Here is an 18,131-nt window from a genome sequence, read left to right as displayed (position 1 = left end):
ATTTTTACCAATTCAAAATCGAGTGAACCAAAATCATCGGTTACGCTGTTAACCGATAGCAAGTGACTCCTATGAGCATTTTCACTCAGGCTCGGAGCCTTTAAATGTGTTGGACACAGACTTTGTTACGACATTTTAAGGCAGATTTAAATTTAAGACAACTATTATATGGTGCAAAAGGTGGCAGTGTTCCGAAAGGAGCATTTTAATGCGGCTCATCGTCTTCATAATCCGCAATGGTCGGATGAAAAGAACGAATTGGTTTTCGGTAAATGCAATAATCCCAACTTTCATGGCCATAATTACGAACTGATCATTCAGGTAACCGGCGAAGTTGATCCTGAAACGGGTTATGTAATTGATATGAAAGTCCTTAGCGCCATTTTGAAGGAATCAGTGATCGACCGTTTTGATCACAAAAATTTAAATCTTGACGTTGCGGAGTTTAGTAGCCTTAATCCCTCAGCTGAAAATATAGCGATCGTTATTTATTCAATCCTAAGACCAAAAATTGATTCAGGTCTGATCCTGAAAGTTAGATTATATGAAACAGAACGGAACTTTGTCGAATATCCAGCCGACTGACTTTTTAGAGATAGAAGAGATGGGTGATGATCACGTATTTTCTTCCATTGAGACACCCATGCGCAAAGATGCTTTTGCTTTGGAGGATGAGGTGAAAATTGAATTGATCGAAAAGCATTTTCGCCACATCATGGAGATTATCGGTCTTGATATGACTGATGACAGCCTTAAAGGAACGCCTAAAAGGGTGGCAAAAATGTTTATCAAAGAGGTTTTCAGCGGCTTGGATCCTAAAAATAAGCCCTCGATAACGCTTTTTGATAATAAATATAAGTATGACCAAATGTTAGTGGAGAAGGACATTTCGGTCTTTTCCAATTGCGAACATCATTTTGTACCCATATATGGAAAGGCGCATGTGGCGTACATTTCCAGCGGGAAAGTGATTGGTTTGTCAAAGCTGAACCGGATCGTGGAGTATTTCTCAAAACGCCCGCAAGTTCAGGAAAGACTGACCGTACAAATCGCAAATGAATTGAAACAAGCACTTCAAACAGAGGATATTGCCATCGTGATTGACGCGCAGCATATGTGCGTACAGTCAAGAGGGATCAGGGATTCTGGAAGTTCAACGGTTACAGCTTATTATGGAGGTAAATTCCAGGAAGAGGCGACGAAAAAGGAGTTTTTGAGCTATTTGGGGATGTAAGGAGATTGTCACACTGAGCGCAGTCGAAGTGCATTTACAGGGCGTATGAGCACTTCGACTGCGCTCAGTATGACAAATGCGCTCAGTATGACAAATGCGCTCAGTATGACAAATGCGCTCAGTATGACAAATGCGCTCAGTGTGACAAAAATGAGGTCAGGCCAGCGGGATAATTTCTAAACAGTCGGTCCAACTCTTTCAAGCAACGCTTTTGTAGCCTTTATACCTTCATACTCACCAAGTTTGCTTCCTTCGTATTCGATGCCTGCAATGCCTTTAAAACCGCTGTCTTTTACGATTTTAAGGATTTTGGTATAATCCGTTTCAATGCAATTTCCTTTTTCATCGAAATCGTAGGTTTTAGCGCTTACACCTTTTGCAAAAGGCATCAATTCTTTTGTTCCCTTATATCTGTCATACGATTCTTCACAGCCGCCCGCTTTTCTGGTAATGCAGAAATTACCAAAATCAGGTAATGTGCCCACATTTTTCATGTCAACCTGCTTCATCACGCCCGATAACCATTGACCATTGGACGAAGAACCACCATGGTTCTCGACAATTACATTGATATTCGTCTTTTTTGCGAATTCTCCCAGTTTACCAAGCCCCTCCACCGCAGCTTTGGCGATTTCTTCATTGGTACCTTTTCCAAATGCGTTGACGCGGATCGTTTTGCAGCCAAGATATTTGGCAGCTTCAACCCATTTGTAATGATTTTCCACTGCTTTGTTACGAACAGCCGCATCCAGCTCGCCCAGGCCGCCTTCACCGTCAATCATGATCAGGTGATTGGTAATGCCATTGTCTTTTGATCTTTTCAACAAATCGGCGAGATACGTTTTGTCTTCGGCTTTGTCTTTGAAAAATTGGTTTACATACTCAACAATGGAGATACCGAACTCTTTTCTAGCTAATTCAGGGAAATCGAGGTTGGCTAATTTCTTCGCAAACAGGGCCTTGTGGAGTGACCATTCGGCAAGTGAAATGTCAAACCATAATTTTTTGGCTGCCTGCTCGGCAAACAGATCAGTAAAGGCGGAAGCGGCTAGCGCAGTGGCTCCGGCTTGTTTCAGGAAGTCGCGACGGGAAACGTACATTTTGGTTAGAATTTAGATTTATGGTTATTCTTGAATGTGAATTTGGGCATCAGTATAGAGCTTTTCATTTTTGACCAGCTTGGCGGCGTCCCAATCAATATCCTGTACAAATGCATGCTGCCGGACAGGGCAATTGTCTATCTTGCAAAAATAACAACATTGGTAAAGGCAGGGATCGGCGTGGACAAAAACCTCCGTTTCGCCGGAGTGGCTACTTTTAAGGACGTTTTCAAAGTTATGAATTGTTTCATGTACTTTTTGAAGTTCCCAGTAATAAGGCAGGGTTAAATGACAATCGATATGCAGGTCGGAGCCATATTGTTGCGCCCGTAAATTGTGCACATCAATCCAGTCCGGTTTTTTATTGTCGCGAAGCGTCTGGACTACTTTTTCCAGCAGATCGTCGTCAACCGCATCCATCAGGCCTGCTACCGACTTGCTGGTGAGCTGATAACCGTTGTATGCCAGAAAAATACCAAATAACAAAGACGCCAGGCTGTCAATCCAGAGAAATCCGGTTAGCATGATCAGGCCAACACTGAGGATAAGAACGACGCTGCTGATGCTATCGGTCATCAGGTGGCGTCCGTCGGCAACTAATGCGAGGGAATTGACCTTTTTGCCTTCAACCAGCAGTTTATACCCAATTGCCGTATTCACAAAAATGGTAAAGAGAATAAACACAGATCCTTGTGCGAGGTTTTGGATAGGCTGAGGATCGAGTAATTTCTGAACAGCTTCAATGCTGATAAACAGGGAGGCAATGATGATCAATGCTCCTTCGACACCCGCTGAGAAAAATTCAACTTTGCCATGCCCGTAAGGATGGTTCCTATCTTTGGGCTGAGAAGAAAGGTAAATGCTATAAAATGCGAAACCACTGGCGATCACATTGATGATGGATTCCAGCGCATCACTCAAAATTGCATTGGAAGAAGTAATATAGTATGCAAAAAACTTCAAGCCCGTCAGCAGAATGCTTGCTACAAAAGAAAGCAGGATGAGACGTTGTTTTAGCTTATTTTGGTTTATTTGCATCGTTGAATAGAAGTCCGGGAGTTAAAATTACTAAGAAAATGCGGGTTATATCCACTGAAAATAATTGGAAAACACTTTCTTCGGAGACGGTCTACGAAAACGCCTGGCTGGAACTCAGTCATCGCGATGTCATTAACCCGTCCGGTAATAAGGGAATTTATGGATTGGTAAAATTCAAAAACCAGGCAATCGGTGTGATTCCTTTGGATGAGGAGGATAATATCTATCTCGTCGGACAATATCGGTATGCAATTGACGAATATTCCTGGGAAATTCCGGAAGGCGGCGGCTTGCTTGGAACGGATGTACTGGAAGCTGCCAAACGGGAACTCAAAGAAGAAACAGGTCTGTTAGCAGCAAAATGGACGAAGCTAGCCCGAATTCACACTTCCAATTCTGCCACAAACGAGGAAGGTTTCCTGTATATAGCAGAAGAATTAACACAAATGAATGCCGAGCCAGAAGATACCGAAGATTTGCAGGTAAGGAAGGTATCGCTTAAAGATGCGGTAGATATGGTGATGAAGTCAGAAATTACTGATTCGCTCTCGGTTTGTGCCATTTTAATGACAGCCCGTCTGAAAGGTATCTGACATGCTGCAATCCTTATTTTATGGAACGCTTACCGGATTGGCTTTATGCCTGACATTTGGCACCGTCTTTTTTTCTCTGGTTCAAAATAGCGTGGATAATGGCTATTGGACAGGTATCAAGATCGCTTTCGGCGTGTTTGTCTGCGATATCGTATTCGTTTTTTTCGCAATTTTCGGCACAGCGTTGTTACCCGACATTCCGGATTTCAGAAAGTGGATGGCTGGGACAGGCATCATTTTCCTGGTCGTTCTTGGCTTAAATAACCTGATCAGAGGCCAGCCGAAGATTGCATATCCAAGAACAAGTCTGGGTAATCTGGTTTACTACTTTACTACCGGTTTCCTGCTGAACGGACTCAATCCGGTGAATTTTATAAGCTGGGTAACCATTGCTTCATACATCCGGACGAATTTGCACTATGATCTAAATCAGGTGCTGTTTTTTTTCGGAGCGAGCGTGATAGTTGTATTTTTGGTAGAATGTGCAATGGCAGTGTTTGCACACAGATTGAAAAGGGTTTTTACCCCAAAAGTGGTCACTATTTTCAACAAAGTGACAGGCGTGGTTTTCATTCTCATCGCCTGTCAGATTGCCTATACAAATTTTTTGCAGTGAAGTCGGCTATTCAGGAATGTAGCCATTACTTTTCAAAAACCCTTTCCAGTCATCGATCAGAAAATTTTTGAAGACGCGTGGAAACTTATTCTGGCCACCCAATTTTCCTTTTGATTTCATCCAGGCGTAGAAAGCCTCGTTTGGAAGTACGGTCACCAGCACTTCCTGCAAAGCATGGCGCCGCTCTACGGCATAATCATCATTGAGTTCGGCCAATCTGGCGTCCAGTTTTTTCTTGATCATTTCCGTGTCCACATTATCTTCCTCCACGCCAATGTACCAGTGATGGGCAAACATGGTGCCGTATTCCACGCCGCTTACAGTGAATTCTTTCACGGTAAGCCCCATTTCATCAGAAACCAAATCAATGGCCTTGTTCATGTTATCCACGGAAAGGTGTTCTCCGCAAAGACTGAGGTAATGCTTTGTGCGGCCCGTGATGACGATTTCACCCCTCGTTTTATCGACAAACTTCACGGTATCGCCAATCAGGTACCGCCAGGCTCCCGAGCAGGTGGACAAGAGTAACGCATACTCCTTACCTTCTTCCACCTGGTCGATCATCAACGTTTCAGTATTTGGCAACATGGTGCCGTCGGAGTCGAAATTGTCCTCATTGAAAGGGATAAATTCAAAGAATATCCCATTGTCGCAAACCAGTTCCATGCCTTGAGCGCCCGGCCTGGTCTGGTAGGCGATGAAACCTTCGGAAGCTAGATATGTATTGATGTAAATCAGTGGTCGTGCCAATAGTTTCTCAAACCCCTTGCGGTATGGTTCAAAAGACACGCCACCATGGGCAAAAACCTGCAAGTTAGGCCAGATATCGTGGATGGTTTTCACATTGTAATAGGCAATGATCTTTTCCATCAACAACTGTATCCAGGCCGGAACGCCGACAATAAAACCAATGTCCCATTCGTGTGCTATCTTAGTTATTTCTTCCAATTTCAGTCCCCAATCCTGCTGTGCCGCAATTTTTTGGCCTGGCTTGTAGTATGGACGGAACCAGTAAGGGATCTGTTTAATCTGTATCCCGCTCAGGTCCCCCTCAAAATGTTTGTCCTGATTATTCAGATTGGTACTCCCGCTAAGCATTAGAAAACCCTTTTCGTAAAGGTCGTTGGGGAGGTCTTTGTAGTGGCCCAAGGAAAGAATTTGCCGTATACTTGTCTTTTGTATTGCCCTGGACATTGCTTTGGTGACCGGAATGTGTTTCGAGGCGGATTCCGAGGTTCCTGAACTTAATGCGTAATATTTGATCTCGCCAGGCCAACACACGTCTTTTTCCCCTTCAAGCGATTTGTGCCACCATTCATTGAAGATTTTATTATAATCGTAAATGGGGACAGCCTGTTTGTACTGCTCGTAAAACGAACCCTTTTCACCAAAAAGAATGGAGGATAACAGTTCGTCGAAATTATATTTTTCACCAAATTCGGTATATCGTGCCTTGGCCAAAAGTTTGGCCAGTGTTTTTTTCTGTTGCTGATGAAGGCTCGCTTTTCTGCGATTGGCAACAATATTGCTAAAATGAATTCCTTTTTTTAATAAACTCCCTACTAATGCCATAGCTAAGTTTTAAATTACAAATCCCAGGTTGATAGCGTCTTTACAGCCTCATATCCTGTCAGATCATATTGACACGGCACCACTGAAACATAATTGTTATCCAGTGCCCATACGTCGGTATCTTCTTTTTCAGTGTCAAAATTGACAAATTCACCCGCCATCCAAAGATACCCTCTTCCGTTGGGATCAACCCGGTAATCAAACTTTTCCTGCCATTTGGCGTGCGCTTGTCTGCAAATTTTTACTCCTCTGATCGGCAGATCGGCCTTGGCGGGGATATTGACATTTAACGCAATGCCGTTGGGTATGCCATTTTCCAACGCAGCTTCTGTAATTGATTTTATAAAAGGTATTGAATGACTGAAATCGGCGTCTTCCCGGAAATCACAAAGTGAAAAACCAATGGCCGGAATTCCTTCAATCGCCCCTTCGATCGCTGCGGACATTGTGCCGGAATAAAGAACATTAATAGAATTGTTACTTCCATGATTAATACCGCTCACTACCAAATCGGGCCTGCGGTCCAGCAAAACATAATGTTTAGCGATCTTAACGCAATCGGCTGGCGTACCGGAACATTCATATTCAACTACATCTTCAAAAATATGTGTGGAATAAAGCCTTAACGGTTCGCCTATTGTAATTGCGTGGCCCATTCCGGACTGAGGGCTATTTGGCGCTACAACAATGACTTCTCCGAGCAATTTCATTACATCTACCAGTGTTCGGATTCCTTTGGATGTTATTCCGTCGTCATTAGTTACTAAAATGAGGGGTTTCATAGAATTCTACTTGCCAGCAGTCAGAATGAGAGGGTTTGGACTCGGACGAAGTAATGTGGTTTTTGAGTGGATAAAATATTTATTTGCAGTTTTGAGAGTCAAATTTACGCAATATGCCTTCATTCACAATAAAGCATGCCACCCTGGATGACATCCCGGACATTATCGCCATCCAGGAAAAAACTTGGGAACCAACTTACGGTGAAATCCTTAGCAAGGAACAAATCGATTATATGTTCGAAAAAATATATTCTCATGAAGCGTTGACGGAGCAATTTAACCAGGGCCAGCACTTTATGATCATACTGAATGATGGTCGACCTGAGGGCTTCGCATCCGTTTCGGAAGAGAAATCTGGAAAATTTAAGTTACATAAAATCTATCTGCTTCCATCTTCACAAGGATCCGGTGCAGGCAAATATTTGCTGGGAGAGGCAGAGAATTACGTCAGATTGGCTGGCGGGAAAGTATTATTTCTGAATGTAAACAAATTCAATAAGGCTAAAACCTTTTATGAACGCATGGGTTATGAGGTAGTTGCTGAAAAAGACATTCCCATTGGCCCGTACTGGATGAATGACTTCATCCTGGAAAAACAATTGGATCGTACTTAAACCGAAGCGGGTCTTTCCGCCAATTTCAGTTTCTTTATATTCTTTTTCTGGCTTTTCAATCCCTGCAATGGATGATAATGGTTGCTTTGGCTTACATAATAGCCGGTACCGTCATAAATTCGCTTTCCCGGATGGGCCTTGCATTCCGGGGAACAGGCACCTTCCATTTCATCTCCGCATTTGTGGCAAACAGGTACGTGCGTATTGCATTCCGCATTGGCGCAATTGATCATCCGGTCGCAGGATTCATTGCAAATGAAGCAAGTCGATATAATTGTCGGATTTAAGCTATTCACTTCCACAGTTATGCGGTTATCAAACACATAGCATTTACCGTCAAAATTCTCCCCGCCTTCTTCCAGTCCGTACCGAATAATACCACCATGAAGCTGGTAAACGTCTTTAAATCCCTGATCCAGCAAATAAGCGCTTGCTTTTTCGCACTTAATGCCACCTGTACAATACGTAACTATTTTTTTATCCTTCAAATGTTCAATTTCATGCACATGATCCGGAAGCTCCCGCAGGTTATGCATGTCAAATGTGATCGCCCCTTTGAATTTCCCGACTTCATGCTCATAATCGGAACGCATATCGACCAACACCACATCGGGATCATTGATAAGCTTTTTGAAGTCAGATGGTTCCAAATGTTTTCCCGTGCGAACAAGTGGATCAACCCCCAGATCGGAGTTGACTATTTCATCTTTAACCCGCACATGTAATTTTTGAAAAGCAACCGTATCATGTTCTTCAATTTTAAACTGAACATGGGCAAAACGTGCGTCTGAGCGAACATAATGCATGTAAGCATCGCAATCTTCGGGAGTACCAGATACGGTCCCATTTAAACCTTCAGGGGCAATGATGATCCTCCCCAATAAGTTGTTTTGAACGCAAAAAACATGATGTTCATCCCGGTAAGACTCAGTATCGGCGATAGGCGAGTAACAATAATATAAAATAACCCGGTAAGGCTTCATTGCTTCAATTTATTAAATTCATAACAGGTGTACAACAATCCAACGCGGCCCAAATACTCCAAATCTGCCGCAAATATACGAAGAAGACCAGTTTAACGGAAATCAAAAAAAGCAGTTGCTCCCGGGCATCACGTCCGTCGAAATCCATATTTTTGCAACACTCATCCCGTTCACTTTAACACCATTCTTTATGCACATCGCCATTATTGGTAATATCGGCGCAGGAAAAACCACATTGACCCAAATGCTGGGCGAATATTACAAATGGGAGGTGATGTATGAGGCAGTGGAGGGAAATCCATACCTGGCCGATTTTTATCAGGATATGGATCGCTGGGCATTCAATCTTCAGATATACTTTTTGAATACCCGGTTCGCCCAGGTGCAGACGATACGGGCGACAACTTATGCCACGATCATTCAGGACCGGACCATTTATGAAGATGCTTTCATTTTTGCAAGGAACCTTCACGAATCCGGGGTGATGACGGAAAGGGATTATCAAACCTATCTTTTGTTATTTGAATCGATCATCAGGACGGTTTCCCAGCCCGATCTGCTTATTTATCTTAAAGCGGATATTCCAAAGTTAGTTTCGCAGATCAAAAAGCGGGGCAGGGATTTCGAAGCGGATATTTCCACAGATTATTTGTCAAGCCTCAATCATTATTATGATGATTTCGTCCGAAACTACGATCATGGGAAAATTTTGGAAATTGATGTGAATCAAATGGATTTTGCAGCCAATGCAGATGATTTCAAGCACATCGTAACATTGCTGAACAAAGAGCTGTTTTATATCTGACTGTAATTAGAACAGGCAGGCAACGGCTTTTTCAAGCATATTAATCTTATTAGTGTCAAAACTAAAAACTTTGTGATCTTCCGGAAGAATGATCTCAATTTTGAAGATACCTTTCATTTTTTCGAGCTCACGCGAAGTTAGCGGGGCTGAAAGGGTAAAGCAACGATTCCAGCGTGTTCGGTCGGACGTGGTTGTGAAGAGCGAAAAATCACCTTTCGATGAGAAAAACCTGATTTCTGTGAACATCTGAACGTGGAAGACCAGATCGATATCTTCATTGTGATAGCTAAACATTTTCTCCCGTCCCGAATTTGAAAATGTGAGATATTCATGCTTCCCTTGAAGCGGAATATCCTGGTACGTGACATTCCGTTTCGTCGATTCGCTCAGTCTTTGTTTGCATTGGGCAACGGCTGCATCACTGAGGTGTATGAGGCTGGCAGGAAAAAAAAATATCCAGATTGCCTTTTTGATGGAGAAATCTTTCAAGTGATTATGAGGGGCTTGCGTTGAATATATCGTAAGTTAGAGATATTCAGATAAAATTGAAACTTCATGAAAAATTGAGGTATAAAAAAACGGCATCCGGAATTTCCGGATGCCGTTTGCATTGTGACCAGGAGGAGAGTCGAACTCCCATACCCGAAGGCACTACCCCCTCAAAGTAGCGTGTCTACCAATTTCACCACCTGGCCGAGGATGAGGATGCAAAAGTAATATTAATCTCAATTGGCGCAAGTCGCTTCCGGATGTTTTTTGGGAAAGATGATTTATTGCCGCCTAATGCCCCCGATTTGCCCGAATAATAGTATTTTCATGGTTTGTAATTGTCAACATTATACATCTGTTCCTATGCCTCATCATTCTCAAAAAAATAGACGGGACTTTATCAAAAAATTGTCAGGTGGCGCTATCCTGGCTGCCAGCCCTCTGCACGACATGCTCGCAGGGAAATCGGTGAAATCTCATTCACACGAATTGCCCTGGCTGAACCAAAAAATTGCTGCCAATGATCAGATTCAGATTGCATGTATCGGTACCGGCATCATGGGCATGGGGGATACCCGTACCGCCCTGATGATACCTGGCGTCAAACTGATGGCAGTTGCGGATGTTTACGATGGCCACCTGGTCCGTGCCAAAGAGCTTTTTGGAAAAGACATTCAGACCACGCGCGATTATTCCGAAATACTGGGCAGAAAAGATATCGACGCGATCATTCTCGCCACGCCTGATCATCTTCATTCTCAGATCGGAGTTGAAGCATTAAAAGCCGGAAAGGCTGTTTATTGTGAAAAACCGATGGTTCACAAGATCGAGCAGGGGTATGAAATGATCAAGGCCCAGAATGATTCAAAAAAGGTATTTCAGGTTGGTAGCCAACGCGTAAGTTCCATTGTTTATAACAAAGTGAAAGAGCTTTACAAAGCCGGTACAATCGGTGAGTTGAATTTTGTGGAAGTTTATTATGACAGGCATTCCGCCCAGGGAGCATGGCAATATTCCATTCCGCCGGACGCTTCGCCGCAAACCGTGGATTGGAACCGATTCCTGAGCAATAAGGCCCCAAAAATGGACTATGACCCGCTTCGTTTCTTCCGGTGGAGAAATTACCAGGATTATGGAACTGGCGTAGCGGGTGACCTCTTTGTGCATTTATTTTCAGGTATGCACTACATTTTGGACAGCAAAGGCCCGACGCGTATAATGACTAGCGGTGGGCTTCGCTATTGGAAAGATGGCCGCGATGTACCGGATGTGATGGTAGGTATTTATGATTATCCCAAAACCGCATCCCACCCCGCATTCAACCTGACATTGCGGGTAAATTTTGCCGACGGGTCGGGCGGAGGATCAGGGTTCCGTTTTGTAGGTACCGACGGGCAGATCACATTGCAGGGAAATACGGTGACCGTTAAGAAGAAAAAAATGGCAAAAGCGCCGGGTTACACCATTGATACATTCCCAAAAGAGTTACAGGAAAAGTTTCTAGCCGAATACCAAACCAAATATCCTGCAATTACCGAGATGTCTGAACCAGAAACGGAGGAATACAAAGCTCCGCAGGGTTATGACGACCGTCTCGACCATTTTGCATTGTTTTTCGATGCCATGCGTGGTAAAAGAACCATTGTGGAGCACGCCGTTTTTGGAATGCGTGCGGCAGGACCGGCTTTGCTCTCCAATAAGAGTTACTTTGAAAATACAGTCGTGAACTGGAATCCTGAGGAAATGAAGATTGTGAAGGCTGTTTAGCGATATGTTGCCGGTGACAACACCGGCACTGGCAAAGTCAAAAAATGGCCAGAGACCTGACCAATCCAGTGCCCCGGGTTTCAATCCGGGGCTTTTTTGCAGCAAAATGGTCACGGGCGAGCAGGGGTCGCAGGTGCTGCATCCGGACGTGTGCGAGGCGGCAGGTTAATCGGATCAACCAAGGCATTGAGCGTGTAAACAATGCTTCCGCCTTTAATCGTCAATTCCGTTTCCAGCCTTTTTTTGCCTTCGATTTTTCCATCCCGTGCGTAAAAACCGAACTTTCCGTCGCGCAGATTGAGTACCGCAACATCGGCTGGCGAGCCCACAGAAAGATTTCCCAACTCTTCTTTTTTAATTTCTTTTGCAGGGTTCCAGGTACTCGCGGCGATGACACTTTTTAAATCCATTCCCATTGCGATAAATAATGACATAATGTTGTTCATGTCTTTCATCGGGCCATTCATGCTGCTGGTATGCTGATCGGTACTGATGGAGTTTGGATAAAAACCTTGCTTAATCGCAGGTTGTCCCTGCGCCAAAAGAAAGCTAGCACCGCCAAAGCCCACATCAAAAATGACGCCTTTTTTCTGCGCTTCGATCACATAAGGTTTAACCTTTTTTGCCACAGCGTCCACAATAGATTCCCGCCCCTTTCCACTGTTATTGCTGTTTCCGCCAAAACAATGCGTATAGATGTCACCTATCCGGAATTTTTTAAGATACAATTCTTCAAGGGATAAAACTGGATTGGCACTGCCAAAATCGACCATAATAGGAATATTGGCGAGTTTGCCTGCTTCCAATGCGCGGTCGGTTGGCGTCCAGTCATGGCCGCTGAAATGCGCAAGCTTAATGCCAACAATGTCGTCAGGATATTTTTTTGCCATTTCGGCGGTTTTTGCCGCGTCCATTTCCTCAACGCTGTTTTCAAATTTACTTCCCGCCATACCTTCGCCTACAATGTTTAGCATTGCCAGTACACGTGTTTTGGAAAGATCAATGGTTTGTTTTTTGAATGTTTCAAAGGTTTTCCAACCCGAGCTCCCTGCGTCAACAACCGTTGTAACTCCCGACCTGAAAGTAAATCCGTCTGCGGGCAATGCATTCGGGCCGTTGCGGTAGGTCCCTTTTAAATCGGTTCCCCAGAAGTAGTGGACGTGGATATCGATGATCCCAGGTGTAACGTAAAGCCCTTTGGCATCCACCACCTGAACCGCAAGGTTTTTATCAATGTTTTTGGCAACCAGCGCGATTTTTCCATCGGTACCGCCGGGCGTACCTTCAATCGCCACATCCATGACCGTGTCAATGTTATTTTTTGGGTCAATCACGTGCCCGCCTTTAATTACAATGCTGTATTTTTTTTCCTGAGACCGGGCTTGCTGCACTAGCATTAAAAGAAGCAAAAAGGGCAGAAAAGTGCGTACGCTCATAATCGGTTAATGGTTTAGTTAGTAAACAGAAAATTGTTTTTGACCGCAACAGATAAGAAGTACTGTGATCTTGCGAAATACTGCTTTAAAAGATAAGAAAAGCGCATCTGGCCCATTTAAAGCATTGTTTTCGAGGCAAAGTCCCAAACTTTTATGATTGTCTCCTATTATTTTGTTTATAATCCTCTTTTTTCAATAAATTGAATTGCAACGAGGTGGTTACAAAATGCGTAAATTGTAGTGCAAACTGCTATTTGATGAAACAATTTATACGTGTGCTGACTGTCTGGCTTTTTTCATATCCTGCATTGGCGCAGGTGGATTGCAATAATATAGGTTTTGATCAGGGGAACACAGCAGGCTGGGTGCTGGGTTACGGTACTGTGACCGATGAAAATCAGAAGACAAATTTCTCACCTGAGATCACCGGTACGCACAGCAACGAACATTATGTGACTAGCATCAGCGATGGTAACGATCCGAAGGTTCCTTCCATTCCCATGGTTGCTCCTGGAAGCAAACATTCCATTCGTATTGGAAATGTCGTAGAAGGAGGGCATTTTAGCAGGATACACGCTAGTTATAAGGTAACGCCTGACAATACCTTGTTCCAGTACAAATTCGCGGTAGTCTTGCAAAATACCGGACTCGATGGAAGAGCTAATCACCAGCCCTATCAAAAGCCGGGTTTTGATATTCTGATTTTCGACAGCAACGGAGAGGAACTTCCATGCAGCGCCTATAACATCCAATTGCAGGGCGCCAATACCGTCGATGGCTTTGAATCGTCGGGTGATATTCAATACCGTAACTGGACTACCGGCGCGATTGACCTTAGAAGTTTTGTGGGCAAAACGCTTAGCATTGTCGTTACGGTACATGGCTGTACAAGGATGCGGCATTATGGTTATGCTTATTTTGACGCGGAATGTTTAAAATCAGAGATTAAAGCGGCCTCCAATTGTCCGGATGAAAGTGGTTTTCTTACATTAATGGCACCCGCTGGATTCAGCAAATATCTTTGGAACAATGGCGAAACCACTCAAAATGTGCAGGTTAACGCCCGCCTGGGTGATGAATATGACGTTAAACTAACGCCGCTGGGCAGTCTGGATGAATCTTGCGCATTGAAGCTGGACTATACCCTGACATTTAAAAAGACTGGGGCAATGATTTCGGACACGATTTGTGAGGGCGAATCAGTTGCAGTGGGTGACACGGTGTATCGCACAAGCGGTACATTTGTTAGGAATGTAAGCAAAAGCAATGTCTGCGATAGTACGGTTACACTGACGCTCAAAGTAAATCCTGTGGGGAATTACACCCAAAATATTAGTATTTGTGAAGGAGAAAGTCTTGTGGTAGGGGATACCGCCTTCGCAACGTCCGGAACCTATATTAGAAACATCCGGCAAGTCACCGGTTGCGACAGCATTGTTACCACCATTCTGGAAGTGATCAGCATTGACTTGTCCGTATCCTCGACACTCTCCATTACGCAGGGCGACAGCGTGCAGGTACAATCGCTGGTCGAACCCGCGGGCGAATACCGATATTACTGGCAGCAACCTGGGTTATCCTGTACCAATTGCCCTAGTCCGTGGGCTTCACCCAAGGCTTCGACCGTGTTTCTTTTACAAGTTACCGATCCGAATGCAGTGTGTGAAAAGAATGCCAAAGTACAAGTGTATGTAAAACCTTGCGGCATTGAAGCGCCCGAGGCATTTTCACCCAATCAAGACGAGATGAATGAAATCTTTTTTGTTTACGGCAATAAATGCGTGAAAATGATCCGGGAAATGACGGTTTACAACCGCTGGGGTGAGATTATATTCCGTAAAACCAATTTCCCCTTCTCCGACCCATCCTCAGGCTGGGACGGCACCTACCAGGGTCTGCTCTCAGCGGCTGGTGTATATCCGTATAAAATTAAAGTGGAGCTTAATAATGGAACGGTGATTGATCACAATGGGGTTGTGAATTTGCTGCGGTAGGGGAAAGTTGAGCTGGTATTTTAGGCTTTCTGACTATTGCACCTCATCAAGACTCAGATAGGTCTCGCTAAAAAAACCTAACCTTCGTGACATTCTGCTCTCAAAATGTAGTGGTATTTGGTAACAGGTGAGAAAAACTTGAATCTTAATTGATATCCGGGGTAATTGAATGTCAAGGAATTTTAAAATTGGTGCTATGATTGGCATTTTTAGCTAGCTCATCCTTGGACAATCGCTTTCCAATCAGTATGTCACTCGTTATTTTAACAGGGGCAGACGAAGACAGCGGTTCCCAGTTGAGCCTGTCTCAACCCCATGTCCCATGTCCCATTCCTTCATTCTCATTTGTAATGATCGTGAAACGACTATTTACATTAGCAAAACTTTAAAAACATGGGAACGTTAAGCGCATTTAATTTTTTGACATTGAATGGATTTTACAAAGGGGCCGATGGAGATATCAGCTGGCATCGGCATGGAGGGGAGGAAAGCAGTTTCGCTTCCGACAAAATGGAATCGCGGACATCAATACTCATATTTGGTCGAACCACGTATGATCAAATGGCAAGCTGGTGGCCTTCGCCGATGGCATTGGAAAGTATGCCGGAAGTAGCAAAAGGCATGAACGAATCTTCTAAAATCGTGTTTTCAACAACTTTGGAATCCGTTGATTGGGAGAATACAAGGTTGATTAAAGGCGACCTGATTGAAGAGATCAAGAAACTTAAAGCTGATCCGAATGTGCAAATGACCATATTGGGCAGCGGAAGCATTGTGGCTCAATTGGCAGATGCAGGGTTGATAGACCATTTTGGGATTATGATCGATCCAGTGGCAATAGGAGAGGGTACACCGTTATTCACTGGGATTAAAAGCAAACTCGACCTTAACTTGGTGGATACCAAAACCTTTGATAGCGGAGTGGTTTTGCTTAATTATGTCCCAATGTCAATCACAAAATAAACATTAGGAACAATGGACGAATACATCATTTTTATGCGTCTGGACCTGCTCACCAAAGACGCGCAGCCGTCGCCGGAGCAAATGCAGGATTATATGAAACAATACCAGGATTGGGTAGGAGGGATAGCAGCGCAAAATAAATTTAGCGGAGGTAAAGGCTTGTCTGTGGAAGGGAAAGTCCTCAAATACGGCGATGTGGTAACTGACGGTCCATTTGTAGAGATTAAGGAATCGATTGCCGGTTTCATTATCGTCAAAGCGGCAAGCCTGGAAGAAGCAACTGAACTGGCCAGTGCCTGTCCAATCCTGAATGGCCCCGGAAATTCAGTAGAAATCCGAAAAATATCAGCCTTGCATCAACAACAGTAAAATTGTAAATCAATTACCCCCGGGCTTCGGCCCGGGGACCCAAGATGGAGCAATTGGATTTGATCCCGCATCTTTTCAGGACTGAGTACAGGAAAATTGTCGCTGTGTTGTGCCGCCGCTTTGGTTTTCAGGATATGGAAACTGCGGAGGATATTGCAAGTGAAACTTTTCTGACAGCGACTCAGTCCTGGGGAATTGAAGGGGTGCCGGCCAATCCGGCGGGCTGGCTTTACAACGTTGCGAAGAATAAAGCGAAAAATCATCTGCACCGGAATGCCATTTTCCAAGAAAAGATCCTTCCTGAGATCATAACAAATGCTTCGGATTTCGAGGAGATGGACATTGATCTTTCGCCTCAGAATATTAACGACAGCCAGTTGCAAATGATGTTTGCGGTATGTCACCCCGCCATTTCCACTGAATCACAAATTGGCTTGTCGCTCCGCATTTTATGCGGTTTCGGTATTCAAGAAATCGCCGATGCGTTTCAGACGGGAAAGGATACCATCAATAAAAGACTTTTGCGAGCAAAGGAAAAACTCAGGGAAGAAAAAATCACCATCGAACTTCCCGCTCCAGGCGACATTGAAGATAGGTTGGAGCCAGTCCTAACCACCATTTATCTGCTTTTCAATGAAGGATATTATTCTGTCAGCAAAAATGAAACGCTGCGGAAGGAGCTTTGTCTGGAAGCAATGCGCTTATGTACCATGTTGATTGAAAATAAGTTGACCAACAAACCGCAAGTCAATGCATTGCTATCTCTCATGTGCTTTCACGCTTCGCGCTTTGCTGCGCGGCTGGATGGTGATGGTGAGCTTGTGTTGTACGACGAGCAGGATACTAATCTTTGGAATACTGATCTGATCAGTAAAGGTGGCTATTTTCTGCATTGCGCTGCGGGTGGCGACAGGTTATCCAGGTATCATCTGGAAGCAGGCATTGCTTATTGGCATACCCAAAAAGCGGATACGAACGAAAAGTGGGAAAGCATTTTGCAGTACTATAACCGGCTCCTGCAAATCCAATACATGCCCATAGCAGCTTTGAACCGGACTTATGCATTATCGAAAGCAAAAGGAAAGGGAGTAGCGATTAAGGAAGCGGTGAAATTGGGATTAACAGACAACCATTTTTATTATTTGCTGCTGGGCGAGCTTTACAGTGGAATTGACAACAAAGCAGCCCAGCAGCATTTTGAAAAAGCACTTTCAATGGCCAAAACGGAAAGCGAAAAGCGCGCGATACAGAAGAAAATTGAGTACTCGCGTTATTCTCCGCGGTAGGCCTTTTCGAGCGCTGCAATATCCATTTTCTTCATCTGCATCATCGCTCCGAATGCCCTCAGGTATCCTGGATCGTCGGGATTAGAACCCATTTCTTCCAGCATCACTGGAACAACTTGCCAGGAAACGCCAAACTTATCTTTAAGCCAGCCGCATTGCTGCGCTTTGGGATCGCCGCCATCTCCGAGTTTCTCCCAGTAATAATCGATTTCTTCCTGGGTTTCACAGTCCACGATGAAAGAAATGGATTCGTTAAATCGAAACACGGGACCGCCATTTAAATTTACAAACCGCTGACCTTCAATCTCATATTCAACCGTCATTACGCTGCCTGCTTTTTGGCCATGAATGTCGTTGCCAACATTTCCGTAATAGGTAGTTTTTGTGATTTTCGAATCTTTGAAGATCGAAACATAGAAATTTGCAGCTTCTTCGGCCTGGTTATCAAACCAAAAATTCGGGGAAAGTTTGTGCTTAGTTGCCATGGGTG

General features: G+C 44.1%; 19 protein-coding genes and 1 tRNA gene. 11 read left to right on the top strand and 9 right to left on the bottom strand.

The features are described from left to right. The first annotated feature begins 168 nt into the window (after nucleotides 1–168). Both FHS68_RS16655 and folE read left to right on the top strand, forming a co-directional pair. Entirely contained in the window at nucleotides 169–585 is a 417-nt protein-coding gene (locus FHS68_RS16655; RefSeq protein WP_167272105.1) for a 6-pyruvoyl trahydropterin synthase family protein, read from the top strand. Then, nucleotides 545–1,234 carry a GTP cyclohydrolase I FolE gene (folE, locus tag FHS68_RS16650; protein WP_167272102.1) on the top strand — a complete coding sequence of 230 codons (690 nt, stop codon included), beginning with the start codon at nucleotides 545–547 and terminating at the stop codon, nucleotides 1,232–1,234. Before FHS68_RS16655 ends, folE begins: the two co-directional genes overlap by 41 nt. 176 nt (nucleotides 1,235–1,410) lie before the next feature. Here folE and FHS68_RS16645 read toward each other — a convergent pair whose 3' ends face one another. Both FHS68_RS16645 and FHS68_RS16640 read right to left on the bottom strand, forming a co-directional pair. Next, nucleotides 1,411–2,334: a sugar phosphate isomerase/epimerase family protein gene (locus tag FHS68_RS16645; RefSeq protein ID WP_167272099.1), complete on the bottom strand. Its 924-nt coding sequence runs from the start codon at nucleotides 2,332–2,334 to the stop codon at nucleotides 1,411–1,413. A gap of 24 nt (nucleotides 2,335–2,358) precedes the next feature. Next, nucleotides 2,359–3,372, bottom strand: a complete 1,014-nt coding sequence (locus FHS68_RS16640) for a cation diffusion facilitator family transporter (RefSeq protein WP_167272096.1) — start codon at nucleotides 3,370–3,372, stop codon at nucleotides 2,359–2,361. 38 nt (nucleotides 3,373–3,410) lie between these two features. On the opposite strand from FHS68_RS16640, the gene FHS68_RS16635 reads away from it, so the two are divergent. Together FHS68_RS16635 and FHS68_RS16630 are read left to right on the top strand one after the other, a co-directional pair. Then, nucleotides 3,411–3,965: an NUDIX domain-containing protein gene (locus FHS68_RS16635; protein WP_167272094.1), complete on the top strand. Its 555-nt coding sequence runs from the start codon at nucleotides 3,411–3,413 to the stop codon at nucleotides 3,963–3,965. 1 nt (nucleotide 3,966) lies between these two features. After that, nucleotides 3,967–4,581 carry a LysE family translocator gene (locus FHS68_RS16630; RefSeq protein WP_167272091.1) on the top strand — a complete coding sequence of 205 codons (615 nt, stop codon included), beginning with the start codon at nucleotides 3,967–3,969 and terminating at the stop codon, nucleotides 4,579–4,581. A 6-nt stretch (nucleotides 4,582–4,587) separates the two neighbouring features. Here FHS68_RS16630 and FHS68_RS16625 read toward each other — a convergent pair whose 3' ends face one another. After that, a complete protein-coding gene (locus tag FHS68_RS16625) occupies nucleotides 4,588–6,153 on the bottom strand; it encodes a GH3 family acyl-acid amido synthetase (protein WP_167272089.1) in 1,566 nt (521 codons plus the stop codon). 14 nt (nucleotides 6,154–6,167) lie between these two features. Then, entirely contained in the window at nucleotides 6,168–6,935 is a 768-nt protein-coding gene (gene surE / locus FHS68_RS16620; protein WP_167272086.1) for a 5'/3'-nucleotidase SurE, read from the bottom strand. Nucleotides 6,936–7,048: 113 nt separating this feature from the next. Here surE and FHS68_RS16615 point away from each other — a divergent pair, with 113 nt between their 5' ends. Beyond that, nucleotides 7,049–7,549, top strand: a complete 501-nt coding sequence (locus FHS68_RS16615) for a GNAT family N-acetyltransferase (RefSeq protein ID WP_167272084.1) — start codon at nucleotides 7,049–7,051, stop codon at nucleotides 7,547–7,549. Here FHS68_RS16615 and trhO read toward each other — a convergent pair. Next, a complete protein-coding gene (trhO, locus tag FHS68_RS16610; RefSeq protein ID WP_167272082.1) occupies nucleotides 7,546–8,532 on the bottom strand; it encodes an oxygen-dependent tRNA uridine(34) hydroxylase TrhO in 987 nt (328 codons plus the stop codon). The genes FHS68_RS16615 and trhO overlap by 4 nt on opposite strands. A gap of 190 nt (nucleotides 8,533–8,722) precedes the next feature. Between trhO and FHS68_RS16605 the strand changes: the two genes are divergently transcribed. Further along, complete coding sequence (locus FHS68_RS16605; RefSeq protein WP_167272081.1) at nucleotides 8,723–9,337, top strand: deoxynucleoside kinase; 615 nt, start codon at nucleotides 8,723–8,725, stop codon at nucleotides 9,335–9,337. 6 nt (nucleotides 9,338–9,343) lie between these two features. On the opposite strand, the gene FHS68_RS16600 is transcribed toward FHS68_RS16605, so the two are convergent. Together FHS68_RS16600 and FHS68_RS16595 are read right to left on the bottom strand one after the other, a co-directional pair. Beyond that, on the bottom strand, nucleotides 9,344–9,826 hold the full coding sequence (locus tag FHS68_RS16600; RefSeq protein ID WP_208408333.1) for a hypothetical protein: 483 nt from the start codon (nucleotides 9,824–9,826) through the stop codon (nucleotides 9,344–9,346). A gap of 124 nt (nucleotides 9,827–9,950) precedes the next feature. Then, nucleotides 9,951–10,032 (bottom strand) — tRNA-Leu (locus FHS68_RS16595). A gap of 157 nt (nucleotides 10,033–10,189) precedes the next feature. On the opposite strand from FHS68_RS16595, the gene FHS68_RS16590 reads away from it, so the two are divergent. Further along, a complete protein-coding gene (locus FHS68_RS16590; RefSeq protein ID WP_167272079.1) occupies nucleotides 10,190–11,593 on the top strand; it encodes a Gfo/Idh/MocA family protein in 1,404 nt (467 codons plus the stop codon). Nucleotides 11,594–11,703: 110 nt separating this feature from the next. On the opposite strand, the gene FHS68_RS16585 is transcribed toward FHS68_RS16590, so the two are convergent. After that, the gene (locus FHS68_RS16585; protein ID WP_167272077.1) at nucleotides 11,704–13,029 is read right to left on the bottom strand and encodes an amidohydrolase/deacetylase family metallohydrolase; all 1,326 of its coding nucleotides are present in this window, start codon (nucleotides 13,027–13,029) and stop codon (nucleotides 11,704–11,706) included. Between the two features lie 257 nt (nucleotides 13,030–13,286). Between FHS68_RS16585 and FHS68_RS16580 the strand changes: the two genes are divergently transcribed. The 4 genes from FHS68_RS16580 (at nucleotide 13,287) to FHS68_RS16565 (ending at nucleotide 17,641) form a co-directional block, all read left to right on the top strand. Continuing rightward, nucleotides 13,287–15,023, top strand: a complete 1,737-nt coding sequence (locus tag FHS68_RS16580) for a T9SS type B sorting domain-containing protein (protein ID WP_167272075.1) — start codon at nucleotides 13,287–13,289, stop codon at nucleotides 15,021–15,023. 393 nt (nucleotides 15,024–15,416) lie between these two features. Then, a complete protein-coding gene (locus FHS68_RS16575) occupies nucleotides 15,417–15,986 on the top strand; it encodes a dihydrofolate reductase family protein (protein WP_167272073.1) in 570 nt (189 codons plus the stop codon). A 12-nt stretch (nucleotides 15,987–15,998) separates the two neighbouring features. Further along, entirely contained in the window at nucleotides 15,999–16,355 is a 357-nt protein-coding gene (locus tag FHS68_RS16570; protein ID WP_167272071.1) for a YciI family protein, read from the top strand. A 44-nt stretch (nucleotides 16,356–16,399) separates the two neighbouring features. After that, a complete protein-coding gene (locus tag FHS68_RS16565) occupies nucleotides 16,400–17,641 on the top strand; it encodes an RNA polymerase sigma factor (protein WP_167272069.1) in 1,242 nt (413 codons plus the stop codon). Here FHS68_RS16565 and FHS68_RS16560 read toward each other — a convergent pair. Further along, nucleotides 17,626–18,126, bottom strand: a complete 501-nt coding sequence (locus FHS68_RS16560) for a VOC family protein (RefSeq protein WP_167272067.1) — start codon at nucleotides 18,124–18,126, stop codon at nucleotides 17,626–17,628. The two genes, FHS68_RS16565 and FHS68_RS16560, sit on opposite strands and share 16 nt — an antisense overlap. Between the last annotated feature and the right edge of the window lie 5 nt (nucleotides 18,127–18,131).

This window comes from Dyadobacter arcticus (genome assembly GCF_011762185.1).
GTDB lineage: Bacteria > Bacteroidota > Bacteroidia > Cytophagales > Spirosomataceae > Dyadobacter > Dyadobacter arcticus.
This window is presented reverse-complemented; position numbering and strand designations above follow the sequence as displayed.

Coding starts and splice junctions, on each gene's coding strand:
- FHS68_RS16655 (WP_167272105.1), top strand. CDS start 169: ATGGTGCAAAAGGTGGCAGTGTTCCGAAAGGAGCATTTTAATGCGGCT.
- folE (WP_167272102.1), top strand. CDS start 545: ATGAAACAGAACGGAACTTTGTCGAATATCCAGCCGACTGACTTTTTA.
- FHS68_RS16645 (WP_167272099.1), bottom strand. CDS start 2,334: ATGTACGTTTCCCGTCGCGACTTCCTGAAACAAGCCGGAGCCACTGCG.
- FHS68_RS16640 (WP_167272096.1), bottom strand. CDS start 3,372: ATGCAAATAAACCAAAATAAGCTAAAACAACGTCTCATCCTGCTTTCT.
- FHS68_RS16635 (WP_167272094.1), top strand. CDS start 3,411: ATGCGGGTTATATCCACTGAAAATAATTGGAAAACACTTTCTTCGGAG.
- FHS68_RS16630 (WP_167272091.1), top strand. CDS start 3,967: ATGCTGCAATCCTTATTTTATGGAACGCTTACCGGATTGGCTTTATGC.
- FHS68_RS16625 (WP_167272089.1), bottom strand. CDS start 6,153: ATGGCATTAGTAGGGAGTTTATTAAAAAAAGGAATTCATTTTAGCAAT.
- surE (WP_167272086.1), bottom strand. CDS start 6,935: ATGAAACCCCTCATTTTAGTAACTAATGACGACGGAATAACATCCAAA.
- FHS68_RS16615 (WP_167272084.1), top strand. CDS start 7,049: ATGCCTTCATTCACAATAAAGCATGCCACCCTGGATGACATCCCGGAC.
- trhO (WP_167272082.1), bottom strand. CDS start 8,532: ATGAAGCCTTACCGGGTTATTTTATATTATTGTTACTCGCCTATCGCC.
- FHS68_RS16605 (WP_167272081.1), top strand. CDS start 8,723: ATGCACATCGCCATTATTGGTAATATCGGCGCAGGAAAAACCACATTG.
- FHS68_RS16590 (WP_167272079.1), top strand. CDS start 10,190: ATGCCTCATCATTCTCAAAAAAATAGACGGGACTTTATCAAAAAATTG.
- FHS68_RS16585 (WP_167272077.1), bottom strand. CDS start 13,029: ATGAGCGTACGCACTTTTCTGCCCTTTTTGCTTCTTTTAATGCTAGTG.
- FHS68_RS16580 (WP_167272075.1), top strand. CDS start 13,287: ATGAAACAATTTATACGTGTGCTGACTGTCTGGCTTTTTTCATATCCT.
- FHS68_RS16575 (WP_167272073.1), top strand. CDS start 15,417: ATGGGAACGTTAAGCGCATTTAATTTTTTGACATTGAATGGATTTTAC.
- FHS68_RS16570 (WP_167272071.1), top strand. CDS start 15,999: ATGGACGAATACATCATTTTTATGCGTCTGGACCTGCTCACCAAAGAC.
- FHS68_RS16565 (WP_167272069.1), top strand. CDS start 16,400: ATGGAGCAATTGGATTTGATCCCGCATCTTTTCAGGACTGAGTACAGG.
- FHS68_RS16560 (WP_167272067.1), bottom strand. CDS start 18,126: ATGGCAACTAAGCACAAACTTTCCCCGAATTTTTGGTTTGATAACCAG.